This is a genomic window from Streptomyces sp. HNM0575, assembly GCF_012726265.1.
Lineage (GTDB): Bacteria > Actinomycetota > Actinomycetes > Streptomycetales > Streptomycetaceae > Streptomyces.
Window position 1 is genome coordinate 147,501 of record NZ_JAASAG010000008.1, and the last position, 20,950, is coordinate 168,450.

General features: G+C 70.7%; 18 protein-coding genes. 13 read left to right on the forward strand and 5 right to left on the reverse strand.

Going from position 1 to position 20,950, the window contains the following annotated elements; all coding sequences use genetic code 11:
• The first annotated feature begins 23 nt into the window (after positions 1 to 23).
• From HCC61_RS19980 to HCC61_RS20005, 6 genes are all read left to right on the forward strand, one after another.
• Entirely contained in the window at positions 24 to 782 is a 759-nt protein-coding gene (locus HCC61_RS19980; RefSeq protein ID WP_169137237.1) for an enhanced serine sensitivity protein SseB C-terminal domain-containing protein, read from the forward strand.
• A gap of 606 nt (positions 783 to 1,388) precedes the next feature.
• On the forward strand, positions 1,389 to 2,390 hold the full coding sequence (locus HCC61_RS19985; protein WP_169137239.1) for an ABC transporter permease: 1,002 nt from the start codon (positions 1,389 to 1,391) through the stop codon (positions 2,388 to 2,390).
• Between the two features lie 103 nt (positions 2,391 to 2,493).
• A complete protein-coding gene (locus HCC61_RS19990) occupies positions 2,494 to 4,260 on the forward strand; it encodes an ABC transporter substrate-binding protein (protein ID WP_169137241.1) in 1,767 nt (588 codons plus the stop codon).
• Positions 4,261 to 4,384: 124 nt separating this feature from the next.
• Positions 4,385 to 5,383, forward strand: coding sequence for an ABC transporter permease (locus HCC61_RS19995; RefSeq protein WP_169137243.1), 999 nt, complete (start codon positions 4,385 to 4,387; stop codon positions 5,381 to 5,383).
• On the forward strand, positions 5,380 to 6,477 hold the full coding sequence (locus HCC61_RS20000) for an ABC transporter ATP-binding protein (RefSeq protein WP_169137245.1): 1,098 nt from the start codon (positions 5,380 to 5,382) through the stop codon (positions 6,475 to 6,477). Before HCC61_RS19995 ends, HCC61_RS20000 begins: the two co-directional genes overlap by 4 nt.
• A 14-nt stretch (positions 6,478 to 6,491) precedes the next feature.
• Complete coding sequence (locus HCC61_RS20005) at positions 6,492 to 7,610, forward strand: dipeptide ABC transporter ATP-binding protein (protein WP_169137247.1); 1,119 nt, start codon at positions 6,492 to 6,494, stop codon at positions 7,608 to 7,610.
• Between the two features lie 231 nt (positions 7,611 to 7,841).
• On the opposite strand, the gene HCC61_RS20010 is transcribed toward HCC61_RS20005, so the two are convergent.
• Positions 7,842 to 8,588 carry a transglycosylase SLT domain-containing protein gene (locus HCC61_RS20010; RefSeq protein WP_169137249.1) on the reverse strand — a complete coding sequence of 249 codons (747 nt, stop codon included), beginning with the start codon at positions 8,586 to 8,588 and terminating at the stop codon, positions 7,842 to 7,844.
• A gap of 428 nt (positions 8,589 to 9,016) precedes the next feature.
• Here HCC61_RS20010 and HCC61_RS20015 point away from each other — a divergent pair, with 428 nt between their 5' ends.
• The 5 genes from HCC61_RS20015 to HCC61_RS20035 all read left to right on the forward strand — a co-directional run bounded on the left by HCC61_RS20015 (position 9,017) and on the right by HCC61_RS20035 (position 13,765).
• Positions 9,017 to 9,688 carry a trimeric intracellular cation channel family protein gene (locus HCC61_RS20015; RefSeq protein WP_346777291.1) on the forward strand — a complete coding sequence of 224 codons (672 nt, stop codon included), beginning with the start codon at positions 9,017 to 9,019 and terminating at the stop codon, positions 9,686 to 9,688.
• 150 nt (positions 9,689 to 9,838) lie between these two features.
• The gene (locus HCC61_RS20020) at positions 9,839 to 10,675 is read left to right on the forward strand and encodes a thioesterase family protein (RefSeq protein WP_169137253.1); all 837 of its coding nucleotides are present in this window, start codon (positions 9,839 to 9,841) and stop codon (positions 10,673 to 10,675) included.
• Between the two features lie 368 nt (positions 10,676 to 11,043).
• The gene (locus HCC61_RS20025; RefSeq protein WP_169137255.1) at positions 11,044 to 11,880 is read left to right on the forward strand and encodes a CPBP family intramembrane glutamic endopeptidase; all 837 of its coding nucleotides are present in this window, start codon (positions 11,044 to 11,046) and stop codon (positions 11,878 to 11,880) included.
• On the forward strand, positions 11,877 to 13,109 hold the full coding sequence (locus HCC61_RS20030) for a sensor histidine kinase (RefSeq protein WP_169137257.1): 1,233 nt from the start codon (positions 11,877 to 11,879) through the stop codon (positions 13,107 to 13,109). Before HCC61_RS20025 ends, HCC61_RS20030 begins: the two co-directional genes overlap by 4 nt.
• Complete coding sequence (locus HCC61_RS20035) at positions 13,106 to 13,765, forward strand: response regulator transcription factor (RefSeq protein WP_169137259.1); 660 nt, start codon at positions 13,106 to 13,108, stop codon at positions 13,763 to 13,765. Before HCC61_RS20030 ends, HCC61_RS20035 begins: the two co-directional genes overlap by 4 nt.
• A gap of 129 nt (positions 13,766 to 13,894) precedes the next feature.
• On the opposite strand, the gene HCC61_RS20040 is transcribed toward HCC61_RS20035, so the two are convergent.
• Positions 13,895 to 15,250, reverse strand: a complete 1,356-nt coding sequence (locus HCC61_RS20040) for an acyltransferase family protein (RefSeq protein WP_346777292.1) — start codon at positions 15,248 to 15,250, stop codon at positions 13,895 to 13,897.
• 214 nt (positions 15,251 to 15,464) lie between these two features.
• Complete coding sequence (locus HCC61_RS20045) at positions 15,465 to 16,355, reverse strand: alpha/beta hydrolase (RefSeq protein WP_169137263.1); 891 nt, start codon at positions 16,353 to 16,355, stop codon at positions 15,465 to 15,467.
• A gap of 208 nt (positions 16,356 to 16,563) precedes the next feature.
• Here HCC61_RS20045 and HCC61_RS20050 point away from each other — a divergent pair, with 208 nt between their 5' ends.
• Positions 16,564 to 17,028, forward strand: coding sequence for a DNA starvation/stationary phase protection protein (locus HCC61_RS20050; protein WP_346777293.1), 465 nt, complete (start codon positions 16,564 to 16,566; stop codon positions 17,026 to 17,028).
• Between the two features lie 124 nt (positions 17,029 to 17,152).
• Here HCC61_RS20050 and HCC61_RS20055 read toward each other — a convergent pair whose 3' ends face one another.
• Positions 17,153 to 17,917, reverse strand: a complete 765-nt coding sequence (locus HCC61_RS20055; RefSeq protein ID WP_169137267.1) for an A24 family peptidase — start codon at positions 17,915 to 17,917, stop codon at positions 17,153 to 17,155.
• 219 nt (positions 17,918 to 18,136) lie between these two features.
• Between HCC61_RS20055 and HCC61_RS20060 the strand changes: the two genes are divergently transcribed.
• Entirely contained in the window at positions 18,137 to 18,880 is a 744-nt protein-coding gene (locus HCC61_RS20060) for a Clp protease N-terminal domain-containing protein (RefSeq protein ID WP_169137269.1), read from the forward strand.
• A 57-nt stretch (positions 18,881 to 18,937) separates the two neighbouring features.
• On the opposite strand, the gene HCC61_RS20065 is transcribed toward HCC61_RS20060, so the two are convergent.
• Positions 18,938 to 20,644, reverse strand: a complete 1,707-nt coding sequence (locus HCC61_RS20065; RefSeq protein WP_169137271.1) for a hypothetical protein — start codon at positions 20,642 to 20,644, stop codon at positions 18,938 to 18,940.
• Between the last annotated feature and the right edge of the window lie 306 nt (positions 20,645 to 20,950).

Consider the following 20,950-nt stretch of genomic DNA (forward strand, 5'->3'; position numbering starts at 1 on the left):
GTTTACGCAGGAAGGGCGGCCAGGTGAGCGCGGGTGCAGGCGTCGAGCAGCTGCTGGGGCAGGTGTCCCCGGCGAGGTACGACACCTATGAGGCGCTGCTCGATGCGCTCACCGACGGCGAGGTGTGGATGCTGTTGTGGAACGGCCGCCCGGGAGCGCCCGACGCGCAGTATGGGAACATGGAGGTCGACGGGTACGGCTATGCGCCCTGCGTGACCTCCGCCCAGGAGCTCGCCGCCTCCGGCTGGGACCGTTCGCACGAGATCGTCACGGGCCGCGAGATCGCGTCCGCGCTCTTCCCGGAGCGCTGGGGGATCTGGCTCAATCCGCACGCGCCGGGCGGCGGCGTCGGCATTCCGTGGCTCGATCTGCGGCGCATCGCCCTGGGCCTGGGCCAGTTGCCCGCCGGACCGCTGCGCATCAGCGAACCGAGCCTGGACGTCGCGCAGTTCTACGCACAGCTGAGCCAGAACGCCCACCGCACCCCGGCCGTGCGCTCGTTGCGCCGCGCCTGGGTGCAGCCCGCGCTGGGCGCCGGCTATCTCGCGATCGGCCTTGATCTGTACGACACGGGGCAGCAGGCGGTCGAGTCGGCGCAGCAGATGATGCGTCAGTCCGTGGCCGCGGTGCCGGACGGGCTGCCGGTCTCCAGCGTCGCCATGTCCGACGACTACGACCCGGTGGCGATGTGGCTGCGGCGCAACTCGCGGCCGTTCTTCGACCGTGACGTGACGACGGCACCGGCCGCGCCGCAGCACGGCTACGGCTATCCGCGTTCCTGACGTACGGGGCGACTCGTATCCGCGTGCACGTACACGTACGCGTCCGGTCGTATCCGCGTACATGCACGCGTCCGTCCACGTCCGGTCCGTCCGTGTACGAACCCGCGTGTGCGGTCCACGTCCGATGCGTGTCCGGTACGCATCGGATCCGCATCCGATACGCATCAGAATCCGCGTCGGATCCGCGTCCGAACCCCGCCCCGATTCCGTCGGATTGCCGGTCGGTTTCCGCCCGGTTTCCCGCTCGGCTCATGACTGCCGCACGCATCCGCGGGGCGGCCGCGCGCATTTCCGCCCGTCCGGCCGGTCGGCTCCCAACGGGCTCCGGGCCGGGGGAGGGTGGCGGAAGGAACCGCAGGTGGGCGGTCGTCCACGCGCATTGATGCCGATCCGATAGTCGCCGGTTCCCGTTCGTATAACGGAATCTGACGTGTCACATCACAGTTAGGCATCCTTTCCAGATGGGGACTGGCGGGTGATCGCGGGGCCGATGAAGACTCCCGACCGTCGAGTGCACTCGGCCCTGTGAACGCATTACCTGCGAACTGGCCGCTACAGCGGCGGACGTGGCTGGTCACCCCCCGGCCGAGAGAGGGTTCCCCCACGATGACGGCACCACTGCACGACACGACCGCGGAGACCGCGCCTGTCGATCCTGCTCTCGGTGACGGCAAGGACAGCAAGTCCATCGAGGGGCGCTCTCTCGGACGCATCGCGTGGAACCGCCTCAAGCGCGACAAGGTGGCCCTCGCCGGCGGCGCGGTCGTACTCGTGCTGATCGTGGTCGCGGTGTGCGCGCCGCTCATCGTCAGCCTGCTGGGACATCCGCCGGACCAGCACAACGAGGACGCGATCGATCCCCTCTTCCAGGTGCCGAAGGGCGCGCTCGGCGGCATCGGCCCCGACCATCTCCTCGGCGTCGAACCGGGCAACGGACGCGACGTCTTCAGCCGCATCGTCTACGGCGCGCGCGTCTCGCTGCTCGTCGGCTTCCTCTCCGCGGTGGTCGCCGTGGTGGTCGGCACCGTACTGGGCGCTCTCGCGGGCTACTTCGGCGGCTGGCTGGACGCGGTGATCAGCCGCGTGATGGACATGCTGCTGGCCTTCCCGCAACTGCTGTTCATCATCTCGCTGATCTCCGTCGTGCCGAACTCGATGTTCGGGCTCACGGGTACGGGCGTGCGCCTGACCGTGATGATCCTGGTGATCGGCTTCTTCGGCTGGCCGTACATCGGCCGCATCGTCCGCGGGCAGACGCTCTCGCTGCGCGAGCGGGAGTACGTCGAGGCGGCGCGCAGTCTCGGTGCGGGGCGGCGCTACATCCTCTTCAAGGAGCTGCTGCCCAACCTCATCGCGCCCATCACCGTCTACACGACGCTGATGATCCCCACCAACATCCTCACCGAGGCGGCGCTCAGCTTCCTCGGCGTGGGAGTCAAGCCGCCGACGGCGTCCTGGGGGCAGATGCTCTCGCAGGCCGTCCACTACTACGAGGCGGACCCGATGTACATGGTGGTGCCGGGTGTGGCCATCTTCATCACCGTTCTCTCCTTCAACCTCTTCGGCGACGGAGTGCGCGACGCGCTCGACCCCAAGGGTTCCCGATGACGCCGACGACCCCCCACACCACCCATCGCCAGGTCCGTCCTGGTTCTGGACCCCGGCCCGGCGAAGCCGTCCGGGCCGTGACTCACAACGGAGGATGCGAATCGTGACAACCCAACGCTCATCGAGGCGCAGGATCGCCGCATCGGCCGTCGCGGTCGCGGCCCTCCTGTCCACCGCCGCCTGTGGCGGCGGCAGCGACGACGACGCAGACGGCAAGGCGCCCGGATTCAACGCGGCCAAGGGCAAGTTGGCCAACGCGTCGGACAAGAAGGGCGGGACGCTGAAGTTCATCGGCACCCAGGACGCCGACTCCTGGGACACCACGCGCGGCTACTACGGCTTCGCCTGGGACTTCATGCGCTACTACAGCCGCACGCTGATGACCAGCAAGCCCGTCGCCGGCAAGGAGAGCGCGGACCTCGTCCCCGACCTCGCCAAGTCCAAGGCGAAGATCTCGGACGACGGCAAGACCTACTCCTACGAGCTGCGTGACGGCATCACCTGGGAGGACGGCAAGCCCGTCACCTCCAAGGACATCAAGTACGGCATCGAGCGTCAGTGGGCGCAGGACGTGCTGTCCGGCGGTCCCGTCTACCTCAAGGACGTGCTCGACCCCGACGACAAGTACAAGGGCCCCTACAAGGACAAGGCCAAGGACAAGCTCGGCCTGGACGCGATCGAGACGCCCAGCGACAACAAGATCGTCTTCCATCTGCCCAAGCGGAACGGCGACTTCGAGCAGATGCTCGCGATGCCGGCGGCGGCCCCGGTGCGGCAGGACAAGGACACCAAGTCCAAGTACGGCCTGAAGCCCTTCTCCAACGGCCCGTACAAGTTCCAGTCGTACACGCCGAACAAGAAGCTCACGCTCGTCCGCAACCCGGAGTGGAAGAAGTCCTCGGACGACGTCCGCAAGGCACTGCCGGACAAGATCACGCTGACGCTGCTGACCAACTCCGACGAGATGGACAAGCGCCTCATCGCCGGCGACTACGACCTGGACATCAACGCCACCGGCATGGAGGCGGCGGGCCGGCAGAAGGCCCTCAAGGAGAACAAGGACAACATCGACAACCCGAGCACGGGTTACATCCGTTACGCGGTCTTCCCGCAGACGGTGAAGCCCTTCGACAACATCCACTGCCGCAAGGCGATGATCTACGGCTCGGACCACAAGTCGATCCAGAACGCCCGCGGCGGCCCGCTCGCCGGCGGCGACATCGGCACCAACATGCTGCCGGCCCTCGTCCCGGGCTCGGACCTGAAGTTCGACCCGTACGGCATCGCCAAGAACGACGGCGCCGCCGACGAGAAGATGGCCAAGGCCGAGCTGAAGAAGTGCGGCAAGCCGAACGGCTTCAAGACGACCATCGCGGTCCGCAACAACAAGCAGGTCGAGATCGCCTCGGCGGAGGCCATGCAGGCGTCGCTGAAGAAGATCGGCATCGACGCCGAGGTCGACGAGTACGACGGCGCGCAGACCACCGGGATCATCGGCAACCCGGACTACGTCAAGAAGCACGACTACGGGATCATCATCATGGGCTGGGGCCCGGACTTCCCGTCCGGCCAGGGCTACGGAATGCCGCTGTGGCACAGCAAGTACATCCTGCCCAACGGCAACAACAACTACGCCATGATCGACGACCCGAAGATCGACAAGATGTTCGCCGGCGCCATCGCGGAACTCGACAAGAACAAGGCGGCCAAGAAGTACGCCGACATCAACGCCGAGGTCATGAAGGGCGCTTACTACCTGCCCTTCACGTTCGAGAAGAACATCATCTGGCGCTCCAGCAGGCTGACCAACGTCGGCACGGCGGACGCGTGGAGCGGCCGCTACGACTACGCCCTGCTGGGCGTCAAGTGACCCGTCCGAACCTGTCGGCGCACCCGCCGCCAGTCACGAAGGGCAGGTGAGGGCCGCAGTGGTGGGCCCGGTGAACTCCCCGTGATCCGGGGCGTGTTCACCGGGCCCCTCCGGGCCGGAAGCAGTGCTCACTTATCTCATCAGGCGGCTCATCGCCGTCATCGTGATGCTGATCGTCGTCATGCTGGCGGTGTTCGCCATCTTCTTCCTGATCCCGAAGTGGTCCGGGGTCGACCCCGCCACGATGTTCGCCGGCAAGAACACCGACGCGGAGGCGCTGGAGGGCATCCGGCAGAAGCTCGGCCTGGACGATCCGATCCTCGTCCAGCTCTTCGACTTCTTCAAAGGCGTCCTCGTCGGCCGTGACTACACCAGCGCCGGCGACACCCTCCACTGCCCGGCGCCGTGCTTCGGCTACTCGTTCAAGACCGAGCAGGCCGTGTGGACGATCCTCGCCGACCGGCTGCCCGTCACCCTGGGCCTCGCGATCGGTGCCGCGATCATCTGGCTGGTCATCGGTCTCTCCGCCGGCGTCGTCTCCGCGCTGCGCCGCGGTACCTTCTGGGACCGCGCGGCGATGAGCATCGCCCTCGGCGGGGTCTCCCTGCCGATCTACTTCACCGGTCTGCTGTCGCTGGCGGTCTTCTCCTACGGACTGAACCTGGTCAGCAACGAGTACACGCCCATGGAGGAGAGTTTCCCGCAGTGGTTCAGCGGGATGATCCTGCCCTGGCTGACCCTCGCGTTCCTCTTCGGCGCCATGTACGCGCGGCTCACCCGGGCCACCATGCTCGAAGTGATGGGCGAGGACTACATCCGTACCGCCCGTGCCAAGGGCGTACGCGAGCCGGTAGTCATCCGCAAGCACGCCATGCGCTCCACGATGACCCCCGTCATCACCCTCCTCGGTGTCGACCTCGGCGCCATGATGGGCGGCGCGATCCTCACCGAGACCACCTTCAGCCTCCCGGGCCTCGGCCAGGCCGTGCTGAAGGCCATCGGTGAGAAGGACCTGCCGGTGATCCTCGGCGTCACGCTGATCACCGCTTCCGCGGTCGTCGTGGCGAACCTCGTCGTGGACCTGCTGTACGGCGTGATCGATCCCCGAGTGAGGCTCGCATGACGGAATCCCACAAGACGGGTGCTTCGGCTGTCGACGAGCCCGCCGTCGGCCGCCCCGCCCGCTCGTTCCTCGAAGTGCGCGATCTGCGCGTGCACTTCCCCACCGAGGACGGCCTGGTGAAGTCCGTCGACGGGCTCTCCTTCCAGCTGGAGAAGGGCAAAACCCTCGGCATCGTCGGCGAGTCCGGGTCGGGCAAGTCCGTGACGTCGCTGGGCGTGATGGGCCTGCACACCGTCGGGCAGTACGGGAAGCGCAAGGCGCAGCTGTCCGGTGAGATCTGGCTCGACGGGAAGGAACTCCTCTCCGCCGACCCGGACTCGGTGCGCAGGCTGCGCGGGCGCGAGATGGCGATGATCTTCCAGGACCCGCTCTCCGCGCTGCACCCGTACTTCACCATCGGGCACCAGATCGTCGAGGCGTACCGCGTCCACAACGACGTCGACAAGGCGACCGCCAAGAAGCGCGCCGTCGAACTCCTCGACCGCGTCGGCATTCCACAGCCCGACCAGCGCTTCGGCAGCTATCCGCACGAGTTCTCCGGCGGCATGCGGCAGCGCGCCATGATCGCCATGTCGCTGGTGAACAACCCCGAGCTGCTGATCGCCGACGAGCCGACGACCGCGCTCGACGTCACCGTGCAGGCGCAGATCCTCGACCTGATCAGGGACCTCCAGAAGGAGTTCGGTTCCGCGGTCATCATCATCACCCACGACCTCGGGGTGGTCGCCGAGCTCGCGGACGACATCCTCGTGATGTACGGGGGCCGCTGCGTCGAGTACGGCACCGCCGAGAGCGTCTTCTACGAACCGCAGCACCCCTACACCTGGGGCCTGCTGGGCTCGATGCCGCGCATCGACCGCGCCCAGAGCGAACGGCTCATCCCCGTCAAGGGCTCGCCGCCCAGCCTGATCAACATCCCCGCCGGCTGCGCCTTCAACCCGCGCTGCCCGTACGCGGATGTGCCCAAGGGCAATGTCACACGTACCGAACGTCCCGAACTGCGGGACGTGGGCGCCGGCCATCTCTCCGCCTGCCACATGGACAAGACGGACCGGGACCGCATCTGGAACGAAGAGATTGCCCCGAAGCTGTGAGTGAGGACGAGCAGATGACGATCCCGTCCCAGCGCGCGAACGGCGCCGGCGCTGCCGCCGGGGCCGAGACGGCCGCCGGCACCGTGCAGACGAAGGCCGACCCGGAGCCCGGCGAGTCGCTGCTGCGGGTCTCGGGCCTGAAGAAGCACTTCCCGATCACCAAGGGGATCCTCAAGCGGCAGGTCGGCGCGGTCAAAGCCGTCGACGGCATCGACTTCGACGTGCGGGCGGGGGAGACCCTCGGCGTCGTGGGCGAGTCCGGCTGCGGCAAGTCCACAATGGGACGGCTGATCACGCGGCTGCTCGAACCGAGCGCGGGCACCGTCGAGTTCGAGGGCCGGGACATCACGCACCTCGGCGTGAGCGGGATGCGCCCGCTGCGGCGCGACGTCCAGATGATCTTCCAGGACCCGTACTCGTCGCTGAATCCGCGGCACACCGTCGGCGCGATCGTCAGCGCTCCCTTCAAGCTCCAGGGCGTCACGCCCGAGGGCGGCGTGAAGAAGGCGGTGCAGCGGCTGCTGGGGACCGTCGGTCTCAACCCGGAGCACTACAACCGCTATCCGCACGAGTTCTCCGGCGGCCAGCGGCAGCGCATCGGCATCGCACGCGCGCTGGCCCTCAGCCCCAAGCTCGTCGTCGCGGACGAGCCCGTCTCGGCCCTGGACGTGTCGATCCAGGCGCAGGTCATCAACCTCCTCGACGACCTTCAGGACGAGCTCGGCCTCACGTACGTGATCATCGCGCACGACCTCTCGGTGATCCGGCACGTCTCGGACCGGATCGCGGTCATGTACCTGGGGAAGATCGTGGAGTTGACCGACCGGCGGTCGCTGTACGAGTCGCCCATGCACCCGTACACGCGGGCGCTGCTGTCCGCCGTGCCGGTCCCCGACCCGCGGCGCCGGGCGGAGGGCGGCCGGGAGCGGATCCTGCTCCAGGGCGACGTGCCCTCGCCGATCAAGCCGCCGAGCGGCTGCCGCTTCCACACCCGGTGCTGGAAGGCGACGGAGATCTGCAAGACGGCCGAGCCGCCGCTGGTCTCCATGGCGCCCGGTCACGAGGCCGCCTGCCACCACCCGGAGAACGCGCCGGACCGGCACCCGGAGGACAGCAGGCCGGCGGCGAGCTGAAGCACGGCCGCGGGGGACCTGCTGAACGAGCCGGCTGAACGGACGGGTTGAACGGTCGGGCTGAACGGGCTGACCGAACGGACGGGCTGAACGGGCCGGGCCGCGGGCCGAGGCGCGAAGAAGGGCGGCCGCGTGAGCCGCGACCGCCCTTCTCGTAGCCGTTCTGTGCTGTTGTCCGCTGTTGTCTCTTCTGCTGTCTGTCCTGTTGTGGTGCTCATCCCCCGCGCCGGATCAGTACGCGGAGTTCACGTTGTCCATCGAGCCGTACTTGTCCTGCGCGTAGTTGCAGGCGGCCACGATGTTCGCGACGGGGTCGGTCAGGTCATGCTTGGTGCCCTTGACGTGGTACTGGTCGAACGTCGGCTGAATGGTCTGGAGCAGGCCCTTGGAGGGCGTGCCCTTCTGCGCGTTGACGTCCCAGTCGTTCATCGCGTTGGGGTCACCGCCCGACTCGCGCATGATGTTCTTCTTGATGCCGTGGTACGAGCCGGGGATGCCCTCCTCCTTCATGATGGAGCGGGCCTGCTTGATCCAGCCGTCCAGATTGTCGCCCTTGGTGGCGCGCTCGGCGCTCAGGCTGCTGCGACCGCTGCGGTCGGCCTTGTCACCGCGGGCCTCCTTGGCCTTCTCTGCCTGCTCGGCCTTGTCGCCCTTGTCGGTCGTGGAGACCGGCTTGGCGGCGGAGACCTGCTTGGTCTGCTCACCCTTGACCAGCGGCTTGGCCGGGAGGTGGCTGCGCGTGTTGTCGGTGGCGTGGTCGCCCGCACCCGTGGCCAGATTGGCCGCCTTCGTCGAGGGGTGGCCGGCGACGTTCACCGAGTGTCCGGCAACCGGCTTGGCCGGGCCGCGGTCCTGGGCGTCCGCGTGGGCACCGGGCGCTGCGCCGGCGGTCAGGGCGACCGCTCCTGCGGCGGCCGCGAGGCCGACGGCGGCGGACTTCTGGGTCCTGGTCAGGCGGTTGATAGCGGAAATGCGCATGGAAGAGCGAATACCTTTCGATTGCCTTCGTCGCGTGAGAGCCGGATTCCGGCGGGAGCGCCGAGTTCGGTCTTCGGCGCGAAGCGACGCTGACATTGGTAAAGGCAGGCGCCACCCGGGCCCAAATATGTGACGTACTAAGCGGCTACGGATTGATATGCCGGTATTGAGCGGATTGCCGGAGTTGAGGGCTGCCTTATGCCGTGGCAAGAGGAAAGGTGGTGCGGTCCCGCTACTAAACGGGTTCATATGTGACGTGGGTCTTATGCGCCGCCTCACACGGGGCGCCTTCCGTATCGACGCCCCGTGCTCGCCGGAACACATATGGGCACGCTCCCGTGGTGCTTTGTCCGTATTCATGGCGAAGCATCATCGCCCCAGGTCGTGGGGGTGCGGCGGCCCCCGGAGCCGGGGGAAGAATGGGCCGCGTGAATCAGCAACTGCTCGACCCGGACGTGCAGCACTGGCTGGACATCGCCGGGATCTTCGTCTTCGCGATATCCGGCGCCCTGCTCGCCGTGCGGAAGAACTTCGACGTCTTCGGCATGGCCGTACTGGCCGAGGTGACCGGGCTCGGCGGCGGGCTCTTCCGGGACGTGGTGATCGGCGCCGTGCCGCCCGCTGCTTTCACGGACCTCGGCTACTTCCACGCACCGCTGATCGCGACCGTTTTCGTCTTCTTTCTGCATCCGCACGTGGAGCGGATCAACAAGGCGATCAACGTCTTCGACGCCGCCGGCCTCGGGCTCTTCTGCGTCGCCGGCACCGTGAAAGCCCATGAATACGGGCTCGGCCTGTCCGCCTCCGCCGTCCTCGGCCTCGCCACCGCGGCGGGCGGCGGTGTGCTGCGCGACGTGCTCGCCAACGAGGTCCCCTCGCTGCTGCGCTGGGACCGGGACCTCTATGCCGTGCCCGCGATCGTGGGCGCCAGCGTGACGGCCCTGCTGCTGGGCTCGGGGACCCTCAACGCCGTGACGATGCTGCTGGCCGCGACCCTGGCGTTCGTCGTGCGGCTGCTGGCGCTGCGCTTCGGGTGGCGCGCACCGCGTGCGTGGCACCGGCGCTCCACGGTGGAGGATCCGGAGCCGGGCAGCACGTGAGCCGGGCCTCTTGGGGCCGGGCTGCCGGGGCCGGATCGGGACCGGATCAGGGCCGGATCGGGGCCGGGGGGAGCCCGGTCGGAGCGCCCGGGACGGGCGCCGCCCGTGACGTGACTACCCGTGGGTAACTTCTCCGTGTACGGTGCTCACATGTCCGGAACCATCTCCGAAGCCACCCTCAGCGAGTTCGACCGCGACACCTCCGTACGGCTGCGCCGGCCCGGTGTCCACGACGCCTGCCTCTCCCCGGGCTGGGCGATCGGCCACGCCCTCAACGGGGGCTATCTCCTGGCGACCGTCGCCCGCGCCCTCGGCGAGACGCTGCCGCACCCAGACCCCTTCACGATCACGGCCCACTACCTCTCGGCCACCACCCACGGTCCAGCCGTCATCCGCAGCGAGACCGTGCGCACCGGGCGCACCCTGTCCACCGGCTCGGCGAGCCTCCTCCAGACCGGCGCGGACGGCCAGGAGACCGAGCGTATCCGCGTCCTCGCCTCGTACGGGGATCTGGACACCGTCGAAGGCGACGTCCGTACGAGCGCCGAGCCGCCCGCCATGCCGCCCCGTGAGCGGTGCTTCAGCACTAAGGACAACCCGGCGGGGCCGGACGCGGGCCCGGAGATGGGCAAGCGCCTCGATCTGCGGCTCGACCCCGCGACGTGCGGCTGGGCGGTCGGGGCGCCCAGCGGACGCGGTGAGATGCGCGCCTGGTTCGGCCTGGCCGACGGCCGCGACGCGGATCCCCTCTCGCTGCTGATGGCCGTGGACGCGCTGCCGCCCACCGCCTTCGAGCTGGGCCTCAGCGGCTGGGTGCCGACCGTCGAGCTGACCGTGCACGTGCGCGCCCGCCCGGCTCCGGGACCGCTGCGGATCTCCGTCACCACCGTCAATCTCGCCGGGGGCTTCCTGGAGGAGGACGTCGAGATCTGGGACAGCGCAGGACGGCTGGTCACCCAGTCCCGGCAGCTGGCCCGGGCGAGTTGAAACGAGCCTGGCGCAGCGGGGTGCAGCCGGGCGCGGCCGGGTGCCGGACTCCGGTGACGGCCTCCTCTGCGTCCCGGCCGCCCGCGCTTCCCTGATCGCCGTCAACTGACCGCCGTCAACTGACCCTTGCCGTCCGGCAACCGGCCCCCGCCGCCTGGCACCAGTCGCAGGCGGCCCGCGCCGGCAGCCGGCACCACCGCTGCCGACCGGTGCCACAGGGCGGCCATCATGCTGGTCGCCCCCGGCCTGTCCCCCGTGCGAGCTACGCGCAGGTGTCCACTCCGAGGTGACGATTCCGGGCCGCCGGCTCCCTAGCGTGTGGGCACAGCCGCGGCCGTCCGGGCCGCGGATCAGGCGAAGGAGCACTCATGAGACTGGTCTGGCAGCTCGCGGCCGTGGCGGCGGTCGCCTTCATCGGCGGCCGGTCCGTGGCCGCGGTGCAGGGAAACCCGTGGCTGACGCTCGTCCTCGGCACACTGACCGCGGTGCTCTCGGTGGCCGTGTACAGGAAGGTGGTGCGGCGGACCGAGCAGCGCCCGGTCACCGAACTGGCCCGCGAGGGCGCGGTGTCCGCGGCCGGCCGTGGGCTGCTGACGGGCGCCGCGATATTCGGCGCCGTCATCGCGAACCTCGCCTTCCTCGGGAGCTACGAGGTCAAGGGAGCGGGATCGGCGACGGGCGCGGTGGGGCTGATCGGCTTCATGGCCGCCGCCGCGGCGACGGAGGAACTGATCTTCCGCGGCGTCCTGTTCCGGATCATCGAGGAACGCACCGGCACATGGATCGCTTTGACGCTGACAGGCGTGCTGTTCGGCATGGTGCACCTGTTCAATCCGCACGCCGACCTGTGGGGCGCCGTCGCCATCGCGATCGAGGCCGGGGCCATGCTCGCCGCCGCGTACGCCGCCACCCGCAGCCTGTGGCTCCCCATCGGACTGCACTTCGGCTGGAACTTCGCCGCCTCCGCCATCTTCAGCACCGAGGTCTCCGGCAACGGCACCCCGCAGGGACTGCTGGACGCCTCGACCTCCGGGCCCGTCCTGATCACCGGCGGCGACTTCGGGCCTGAGGGAAGCGTGTACTCGGTGCTGTTCGGCGTGCTGGCGACGGCCGTGTTCCTGCGGCTGGCACACCGTCGCGGCCGGCTGCTGCCCCGCCGGCGCCCGGCCGACCGGGCCGACGCGCCCACTACAATCCCCCGGTGACCGAACTTCGGCGGGTCCCGGAACTGTGGCGGCGGTCGGACGTCACGCTCCGGGACCTCCCGCTGGGACTGCTCTTCCTCGCCCTGTCGTTCCTGCCGGCGTTCCAGAGCCACGGGACGCAGCTCGGCGGCGTCCCCGCCCGCCCCTTCGACACGGCGGCCCTCGCGGCCGTCGCCCTCCAGTGCCTTCCGCTCGCCATGCGCCGGCGTCGGCCCGTCGTCTGTCTCGCCCTCGTCTCGCTCGGCTTCGCCGCCGACCAGCTCGGCGGCTACCACTCGGTCGCGGGCGCCGCGCTGCCCGTCGCGCTGCTGAGCGCCGGCGCTCACCTGGAACGGCACAGGCGGGCCACCGCCCTCCTCTTCTCCGCCGCCTACGTGCCGCTGGCGGTCACGCTCTTCCGGCTCGGCTCGGGCGAACCGGTGGAAGAGTTCGTGACCTTCTACCTGGCGCTGGCCCTCGCCTGGGGCGGCGGGGCCTGGCTGCGCTCCACGCGTGCCGCCGAGGCCGAGCGCCGCCGCCGCGTTGCGGAGGACACCCGCGCCGCGGAACGCACCCGTATCGCCCGCGAGTTGCACGACGTCGTAACCCACCACGTGACGGCGATGGTCGTGCAGGCCGAGGCCGCGCGGTATCTCACCGGCGCACCCGACCGCCTCGACACGGCCCTGACCGCAGTCACCGACACCGGCCGCCAGGCCATCACCGACCTGCGGAACCTGCTCGACCTGCTCGACCCCGGCCACGACGGCGACGGCGACGGTGATGGCGACAGCGAGGCAAGGACGCCACCGGCCGGCAGGCTGAGCGCGCTCGTCGAGCAGACCCGGCGGGCCGGGCAGCCGGTCGAGTTCACCGAGGAGGGCACGCCCGCGGAGTCCGCAGGAAGCGCCGACCTCGTCGCCTACCGGGTCCTACAGGAGGCACTGACCAACGCCCTCAAGCACGCGCACGGCAGCCGTACGTCGGTCCATGTGCACCACGGCGAACGGGAGATCACGGTGGAGGTCGGCACGGACGGCCCCGGGCCCGGCTCGGGTTCCGGTTCCGGCTCGGACTCCGGTTCCGGCTCGGGGGAAGGATCGCGGCGCGGGTCGCCCGGCGGTGGCGGGCGGGGCCTCGCCGGTCTCGGGGAGCGGGTCGAGGTCCTGGGCGGCGACTTCAGCGCGGGCCGGGGGAGCGGCGGCGGCTTCCTCGTACGGGCCCGCATACCGGCCGGGAACCCGTCGTGACCGCGCCGGTACGGGTCCTGATCTGCGACGACCAGATGCTGGTCCGCACCGGCCTCGTGACGATCGTCGACGCTCAGCCCGACCTGGAGGTGGCGGGGGAGTGCGGGGACGGGCAGGCCGCGGTCGAACTCGCCGCCCGGCTGCGCCCCGACGTCGTCGTGATGGACGTGCGCATGCCGGTGCTCGACGGCATCGAGGCCACCCGCCGGCTGGCCGGTGCCGGGGTTCCGCATCCGGTGAAGGTGCTCGTGGTGACCACGTTCAACCTGGACAAGTACGTATACGAGGCGCTGCGCGCCGGAGCGAGCGGGTTCCTGCTCAAGGACGCGCCGCCGGACCGGCTGCTGAACGGGATCAGGACCGTGGCCACGGGCGCGGCACTGCTGGCCCCGGAGGTGACGCGCCGGCTGGTGGGCATGTACGCCGCCCGGATCCGGCCCGCCGAGGGCAGCACGGACGACATTCCGCTGACCCCGCGCGAACTGGAGGTCCTGCGTCTCATCGCTGACGGCCTCTCCAACAGCGAGATCGCTGCGACCCTCGTGATCAGCCAGGAGACCGTGAAGACGTTCGTGTCGCGCGTCCTCGCCAAGCTCGGGCTCCGCGATCGCGTACAGGCCGTCGTCTACGCGTACCGCCACGGGCTTGTGACCTGACGCGGTCGGTGACCCGAGGCGCCCGGTGAGCTGCGACATCCGGTGAGCTGCCGCCCCGCAGGTAGGGCGCGCGCGGCAGGCCGGGAAGCCGGGTTCCCGGTCCCGATCCCCGGACCGGCGGTGCCCGGTCTACGTCCCGCCGCCTGCGGAGGCGCCGTGGGCACCGGCAGGCCCGCCGCCTGCGGAGGCGCCGCCGGTGCCGCCGACACCGCCGTTGCCCGGACCTTCCGCCTCTACCGCGCCCTCCGTCTCCGGACCGGTGAAGGAGGACCGCGGGGGCGCCGGCGCCGGTTGCAGCTCCGGCGCACCCGCGCCCGTGGCGTTCGGCAGCCGGGGAGCGCCCACGGCCGGGACGCCCGGGCCCGCCGCCTCGGGAGCCGCTGCCGGGCCGGAGTTCGCCTCAGGTGTGAAGAACCAGCGCAGCCTCGGCTCCACCACGAAGCGGAGCGCCCGCCGCACCGGCCGCGTGCACAGCAGCGTCATCATCCCCGCGGCGAGCACCGTGATCGCGAAGCGGTCCAGCGGATGGCTGGCCCCGTCGGCCTCGAACCAGCCCATCTCCTTGGCGTACTCGATGGGATAGACGTGCAGCAGATAGGCGCCGAGCGTGCCCGCGCCGAGCGACGTGAACCACATGCCGCGCTGCGGCACCCAGGCCAGGAAGCACACGGTCATCACCAGCGCACAGCCGTATGAGGTGAGCGTCATGGCCGCTCCCAGCCACGCCGGAAGCCCCAGGCTCTGTGCGTCCTTGTCGTGCAGGAACGGGGCGCCGGAGATGTACGGGACCGCCGCGTACGACACCGCGAGCGCGACGGCGGCGACGGGCACGGCCAGTATCCGCACGGCGCGGCGCCGCACCATCTCGAAGTGCTCCGGGCGCAGCCGCAGACCCAGCACGAAGAACGGCAGGAACTGCGCCACCCGCATCATCCCGAGGTCGTCGCTCATCGTCGGCGTCACGCTCGCGGCGACGCCGACGGCCACGGACACGGGCAGCGGCCACCTCAACTGCTGCCAGATCGGCGTGGTCACCCGCCAAAGGAAGAGCGCCACCAGGAACCAGAGCGCGAACGCGGGCTCCTGGAAGCTCCATTCACGCTCCGGATCGTCGCCGGCCCACCGCATGAAGAGGGTGAAGACCGCCTGGAAGACGAGGTACGGCACGACGAGGCCGGTCAGCAGCCGCTTGATCTGCCGCGGCCTGCACTCGAAACGGCGGGAGAGATAGCCGGAGACGATGATGAAGGTCGGCATGTGAAACGTGTACAGGAAGTAGTACAGCGCGCTGGTTGAACGGCTGCCGAGCGTGAGCGGCGCCCACGCGTGCCCGACGGCGACGAGCACGATGGTCAGGTACTTCGCGTTGTCCAGGTACGGGTCGCGCGGCTTGCCGCCGTCCCGCTCGTCCCGCACGCCGCGCGTCTCCCGCGCCGCGGCGGGGCCCGCACGGTCCGTCTCGCCCGTACCGTCCCGGTCCGGCACCACCGGTAAGTCACGGGCACCGGGGGCGGGTTCAGCACGCAGTGGGGGGAGCGGAGCCCGTTCGATGCCTGCATGGAGCATCTGCCGCACGCTAGGAGCGGAAGCCCGCCTTCGAATTTTTTCTGTACGATGCAGCGATTTTGCAAAGATCGAGGGGGAGTTGCGGGTACCTTCTGCCTTGCGCGGCCCGCCCGGCCACCGTTGCGACGAGCGGCTACCGCGCGCTGCCGTGCAGGAACTCCAGTAGGACAGCGGCCAGTTGAGCCGGTGCGTCCTCTTGTACGAGATGGCCGGCACCCTCGATCAGCTCCAGCCGTGCCCCGGGGATCAGCCCGGCCAGCCGGTGCGCGCGGTCGACGGGGATCCAGGTGTCCGCCGTGCCCCAGCACACGAGGACGGGGGCTTCGACCTCGCCGTAGCGTCCCTCGATCTCGTCCGTGAACCGCTGGTCGTTCTGCTGGATCTGCCGGTAGAACGCGCCCTGCCCCGCCTCGCCCAGCCAGGGCTCCGCGAGCGCGTCCAGCACCCGCGGGTCCAGGCCCCGCGCGCTCGCCGAGGCGACGTACTCACGTACCAGCGCCTCGTGCAGTGCGGGCGGCAACTGCCGGAAGACTTCCGCCTGTTGGCCCAGCAGCCGGTACGCGGGCGACCCCCAGGGGGCGAGCGCCACCACGTCGACGAGCGCCAGGCGCGCGTATCGGGCCCCGTGCAGCAGATGTGCGCGCAGGGCGACACAGCCGCCGAAGTCGTGGGCCACGACGGCCGGTTGGTGTGCCGCGTCCGCTCCGAGGCCCCAGTGGCCCAGGAGTTCGGCGAAGATCCGGCCCTGTGCGGCGAGCGAGACGTCCTGGCCGTCGGACATCGCCGACGTGCCGTATCCGGGCATGTCCCACACGTGGACCCGGAATCGCTGTGCGAGGGCCCTCGCGATCTCCCGCCACGTGTAGGACGACCAGGGCGTCCCGTGCAGCAGTACCAGGGGAGGCCCGTCGTCGGGGCCCAGCCGGCCCCACCGGACCGTGCCGGACGAGCTCTCGTACGTCTGGTCCAGGGTCCCGGCCCAGCTCTCCCAGGCTCCGGGGGCCCCGGCGTTCCGCACCGTCATCCGCCCAGTCTCGGCGAGCGGCAGGGGAGCCCGCACCCCGGTTTGCCTTGCGACGGCAGGTGTGGCTGTGCGCAAGCGGCCGGCGCCTGTGCGTGATGTCACGGCCCCCCGGTCCGGCGCACATGAATTGCGGTCGCTCGTCGGGTTACCCGAGGAGTGCGAAGTACAGGGCCGGCCGTCAGAAAGCGAGAAGGTTGTGACCTACGCAGTGAAGAGCACACTCCCGGACGACGACCTGAAGACCGTCGGCGAGGCCTTGCAGGGCGCGCTCGTCGACCTCGTCGATCTCTCGCTCGTCGCGAAGCAGATCCACTGGAACGTGATCGGGCCCCGCTTCCGGTCCATCCACCTCCAGCTCGACGAGGTGGTCTCCACGGCACGCTCTTACTCGGACAGCGTCGCCGAGCGGGCCTCCGCGCTGGGCCTGCCCCCGGACGGCCGCTCGACGACCGTGTCGGCCACGAGCGCGATCGACAGGGTCCCGGAGGGCTGGCAGAAGGACACCGACGCCGTACGGACGATGGTCCACGCGCTGGAGTCGGTCATCGGCCGCTGCCGCGAGCGCATGGCCTCGGTGAGCGAGCCGGACCCGGTGACGGAGGACATCTTCATACAGCTCATCGGTGACCTCGAGAAGCACCACTGGATGTTCCAGGCAGAGAACGGCAGTTGATCCCGGGGCAGCCGGGGGAGTCGGGGCGCTTCCGGCGACCCGTCTCAGGCGGGGCTCAGGCTGGACCTGGGCCCCGCCCGCCCGTATCGGTCCGGAGGCCGCCGGCCCGCCGGACCCGCCTCCGTCACGTCGTGAGGCCGCCGAGGACGATGCCCGCCAGGGTGCCCGCCGCCAGGAAGGGGCCGAAGGGCACCGACGTCTTCCAGCTCGCTCGGCCTGCCAGCAGTAGCGTCACGCCGTAGCCCGCGGCGAAGAGGAAGGCGAGCAGCGTGCCGGCGAGGACCGTGTCCCAGCCGTACCAGCCGAGGGCGAGGCCGAGGGGCGCGGCCAGCTTCACGTCGCCGAAGCCCATGCCACGGGGGTTGATCAGGAAGAGCACGAAGAATCCGGCGGCGAGCACGGTCCCGCCGAGCAGTGCGCCCGTCCAGCTGCCGCCGGCGCCCGTCGCGAGGGCGGCGACGCCGAGCAGCGCCGCCGTGGCCGCGGTGAGCGGCAACGTCAGTATGTCCGGGAGGCGTTGAGCGCGGATGTCGACGGCCGTCAGCAGCAGCACGATGGGTGCGGCCGTCAGCCAGACCGCCAACTCCGGCCGTACGCCCACGGAAAGGGCCAGAGCCGCGCACGCCGAGGCGCAGATCCCGGCGAGCAGGCGCTCCGAAGTCCCGTAGGACGCCGGGACTTCGGGGGTCGCGCCCGCGCATGCCGGGCAGCGCGCGCGGCCGAGCCATCCATGCGCGGGGCCCGCGAGGCGATGGCCCGACGGGCACTGCCGCCGCCAGGGAGTCTCCGGCGGCACCGCCAACCGGTAGACGGCGCGCGGCAGAAGGGCGCCCGCGACCGCACCGTATGCCGCCGAGCACATCGCGAGTACGGGCACGATCACGGGCATCGGCTACTCCCCCTGGAAGTCGAAGCGGGCGACCGCCCTCGGCGTCGGCATCCACATCGCCAACTGCCGGTGCCGGTGCGGGCGTTGGCCGGGCACCGGTGCCGGCGGTGCCGTACACCGCCGTTTCGTTCCCGCCGTCCGGCAAGTGTCTCAGCCGGCCGTCCCCGATAGTGTCAACCACGGGTTGACGAGACCTCGGTGTCAACCTAAGGTTGCCATATGACGGATCCTCTTCCCATCGCCGGTCGGGTACGCCTGGACGACCTGATCGAAGCCATAAAGAACCAGCACTCCGACGCGCTCGACCAGCTCTCCGACGCCGTGATCGCGGCGGACCACCTCGGGGACGTCGCGGACCATCTCATCGGCCACTTCGTGGACCAGGCGCGCCGTTCCGGCGCCTCGTGGACGGATATCGGAAAGAGCATGGGCGTCACGAGGCAGGCCGCGCAGAAGCGGTTCGTGCCGAAGGCGTCCGGCGAGGGCCCGGACCTCGACGTCGCTCAGGGCTTCAACCGCTTCACCGACCGCGCCAGGAAAGTCGTGGTGCAGTCACAGGCGGAGGCCCGCCGGGCCGGCCACCACCAGATCAGCACAGGCCACTTGGTGCTCGGACTCCTCGGCGAACCCGAAGCGCTCGCGGGGCGGGCGATCGTCTCCCAGAAGGTGTCGCTCGACTCGGTGCGCGAGGCGGTGAACGGGACGCTGCCCGAGCGCTCCGGCGAGGAGGCGCCCGAGCTCATCCCGTTCGACGGGCAGACGAAGAAGGCGCTGGAGCTCACCTTCCGGGAGGCCCTGCGCCTCGGGCACGACTACGTGGGCACGGAGCACATCCTCCTCGCGCTCCTGGAACTCGAGGACGGTGAGGGGACGCTGACGGGTCTGGGCATCGACAAGACCGTCACCGAGGCGGCCGTCACCGCCGCGCTCGCGGCCAAGGGCGAGTCCCGCGACGGCGGTTGACCCGGTCCCGGCACGCACCGCGCACGCTCCGGGGCCGTCCGTATGGTCAGTGGACCGTCAGTAGACCGGCGGAGGCCCGAACGTGCCGCCGGTGCCGGGCCGTTGGTCACCTTCCGGAGCGTCCGGGCCGTCGCTCGGGGCGCCTGAGGAGTCCGCGCCGTCCGGGCGGTCCGGGGCCTCGGCCGTCTCCTGGGAGGGAGGGGCGGCCGGAGGCGGTGGAGTCCCGGGCGGGGCACCAGGCGGCATCGCCGGGGGCGCGGCCGGGGGAGGTCCTGCCGGTGGCGGCCCCGCGGGCTGCGCGGGCGGTGCGTACCCGGGACCGGCGGGTGCGGGTCCGGCGGGTGCCGGGCCCATAGGCCCCGGACCGGCGGGCACAGGGCCGGGACCCGCGGGTGCCGGGCCCGGCTGGGGCGGGAAGTACGGCTGAGGCTGGGGCTGGCCCTGCGGCGGCTGCCCGGGCACCGGCGCCCCGAACGGCGCGGCGGCCCCCGGCGCCGGAGCCCCGGGCATCGGCGCCCCCGGCATTGGCGCCCCCGGCATCGGCCCGCCCGCCACGGGCCCGCCGGGGACGGGTGCCCCCGGCATCGGCGTCCCGAAGGGCTGGGCGGCCCCGAAGGGCTGCGCCGCTCCGAAGGGCTGAGCCGCCACCGGCCCGCTCCCCGGCTGTGCCGCGACCCCGGGCCGGAGCGTCAGCACGATCAGCGTCACCGACCCGGCCAGCACGATCAGCAGCTGGAGACGGCTGAACGCCCCGGACACGGGCGCCACGTCGCCCAGTTCGAAGAAGGTCCCGGCGTCGGCGTAGGCCCAGAGAGTCGTCACGGCCTGCGGCAGCAGCGCCACGGCGAGGCCCATCGAGAAGCCGCGGGCGGAGAGCGCACGCGTCATGGCCAGCACGGCGGCGGTGCCGCCCGCGGCGATCAGCGTCAGCCAGGACCAGCCCGGTGAGACGTCGAGAAGGGTGAAGACGGTGCCTTCGCCGGTGAAGAGGCGGAGCCAGTACCCTCCGCCGGCCGTCGATACGGCCTGGATGTTCCAGCCGATGCTGAACAGCGCCACCACGCCGAAGAAGACCGCCGTCACGGCCGCATGCGCCCCCGTCGGCCGCTGCGGCGACTCGCTCGGCAGCGGCGGCTCGTACGGCTGGGGCTGGAGGTGGGGCTGGAACTGGGGCTGGGGCGGCTGGGCGAACTGCGGCGGGGGCGGGAACTGCGGTGGCTGTCCGTACGGCTGCGCCTGCGGGCCCGGTGATGCCGACCGTGCGGGCTGCCCCGTCCAGGGACGGTTGCCCGCCGCCAGCACGATCCCGAGCACCAGGCAGAAGAGCACGATCCCGACCGCTCCCGCCAACGCGCTGTCCATGGACGGGTCGTCGGCGAAGCCGGGCAGCGCGTAGTAGGGCGAGGACTCGGAGTGCAGCCCCGCGTGCCAGATCACGGGGAGCCGCCAGGCGAGGGTGAGCACCGTCGTGGCGGCCAGCAGGCCGCCCGCCGTCCAGGCGCGGGTGAAAGCGGCGAAGGCCGCCGCGAGCTGGAGCAGTCCGAGGCCGATGTCGTCCGGGGTCGTGGCGGGGATGTCGGTCAGCTGGCCGGCGCGGGCTCCGGCGCCGAACGCTCCCGTCCAGACGTCCCAGGTGGTGGCGAAGTCCAGTTCCTGGATGTCGCGCAGCACCCAGATCCACGTGTGCAGTGCGAAGAGGAGACAGAAGATCCCCCCGGTGATCCGTGCGCCCTTGCCCAGCACCCGCACCTGTGGCATCGCCACACCCCCCTGACCCTCTTATTCTTCGGCCCCGCCGCCTTCCGCGGCCCGGCACATCTGTGGGATTCCGTGGACCTGCCGGACCTCTGGAAGCTCCGGAACCTGTGGAATAACCGCCGCACGCCCCGGTGTTGACACGGGCTGTGTCCGGACCCGCCGCCACGGTAGCGGCGCCTGGAACATTAACAGCAGGGGCGGACGGCGCGGCCGGTGAGTCCGGGCGCCGGGCGGAGCGTCCGCGCACGTGACGTTCGCCGCCGTAGGCCTCCGTAAGCCGCCGTAAGCGGGTGCAGACGTCCGTACGTAGAA

What these genes read in the sequence shown, in the direction of transcription:
- HCC61_RS19985 (WP_169137239.1), top strand. Translation starts at nt 1,389, where the DNA reads ATGACGGCACCACTGCACGACACGACCGCGGAGACCGCGCCTGTCGAT.
- HCC61_RS20055 (WP_169137267.1), bottom strand. Translation starts at nt 17,917, where the DNA reads ATGCCCGTGATCGTGCCCGTACTCGCGATGTGCTCGGCGGCATACGGT.
- HCC61_RS20005 (WP_169137247.1), top strand. Translation starts at nt 6,492, where the DNA reads ATGACGATCCCGTCCCAGCGCGCGAACGGCGCCGGCGCTGCCGCCGGG.
- HCC61_RS20020 (WP_169137253.1), top strand. Translation starts at nt 9,839, where the DNA reads ATGTCCGGAACCATCTCCGAAGCCACCCTCAGCGAGTTCGACCGCGAC.
- HCC61_RS20000 (WP_169137245.1), top strand. Translation starts at nt 5,380, where the DNA reads ATGACGGAATCCCACAAGACGGGTGCTTCGGCTGTCGACGAGCCCGCC.
- HCC61_RS20025 (WP_169137255.1), top strand. Translation starts at nt 11,044, where the DNA reads ATGAGACTGGTCTGGCAGCTCGCGGCCGTGGCGGCGGTCGCCTTCATC.
- HCC61_RS20010 (WP_169137249.1), bottom strand. Translation starts at nt 8,588, where the DNA reads ATGCGCATTTCCGCTATCAACCGCCTGACCAGGACCCAGAAGTCCGCC.
- HCC61_RS20045 (WP_169137263.1), bottom strand. Translation starts at nt 16,355, where the DNA reads ATGACGGTGCGGAACGCCGGGGCCCCCGGAGCCTGGGAGAGCTGGGCC.
- HCC61_RS20060 (WP_169137269.1), top strand. Translation starts at nt 18,137, where the DNA reads ATGACGGATCCTCTTCCCATCGCCGGTCGGGTACGCCTGGACGACCTG.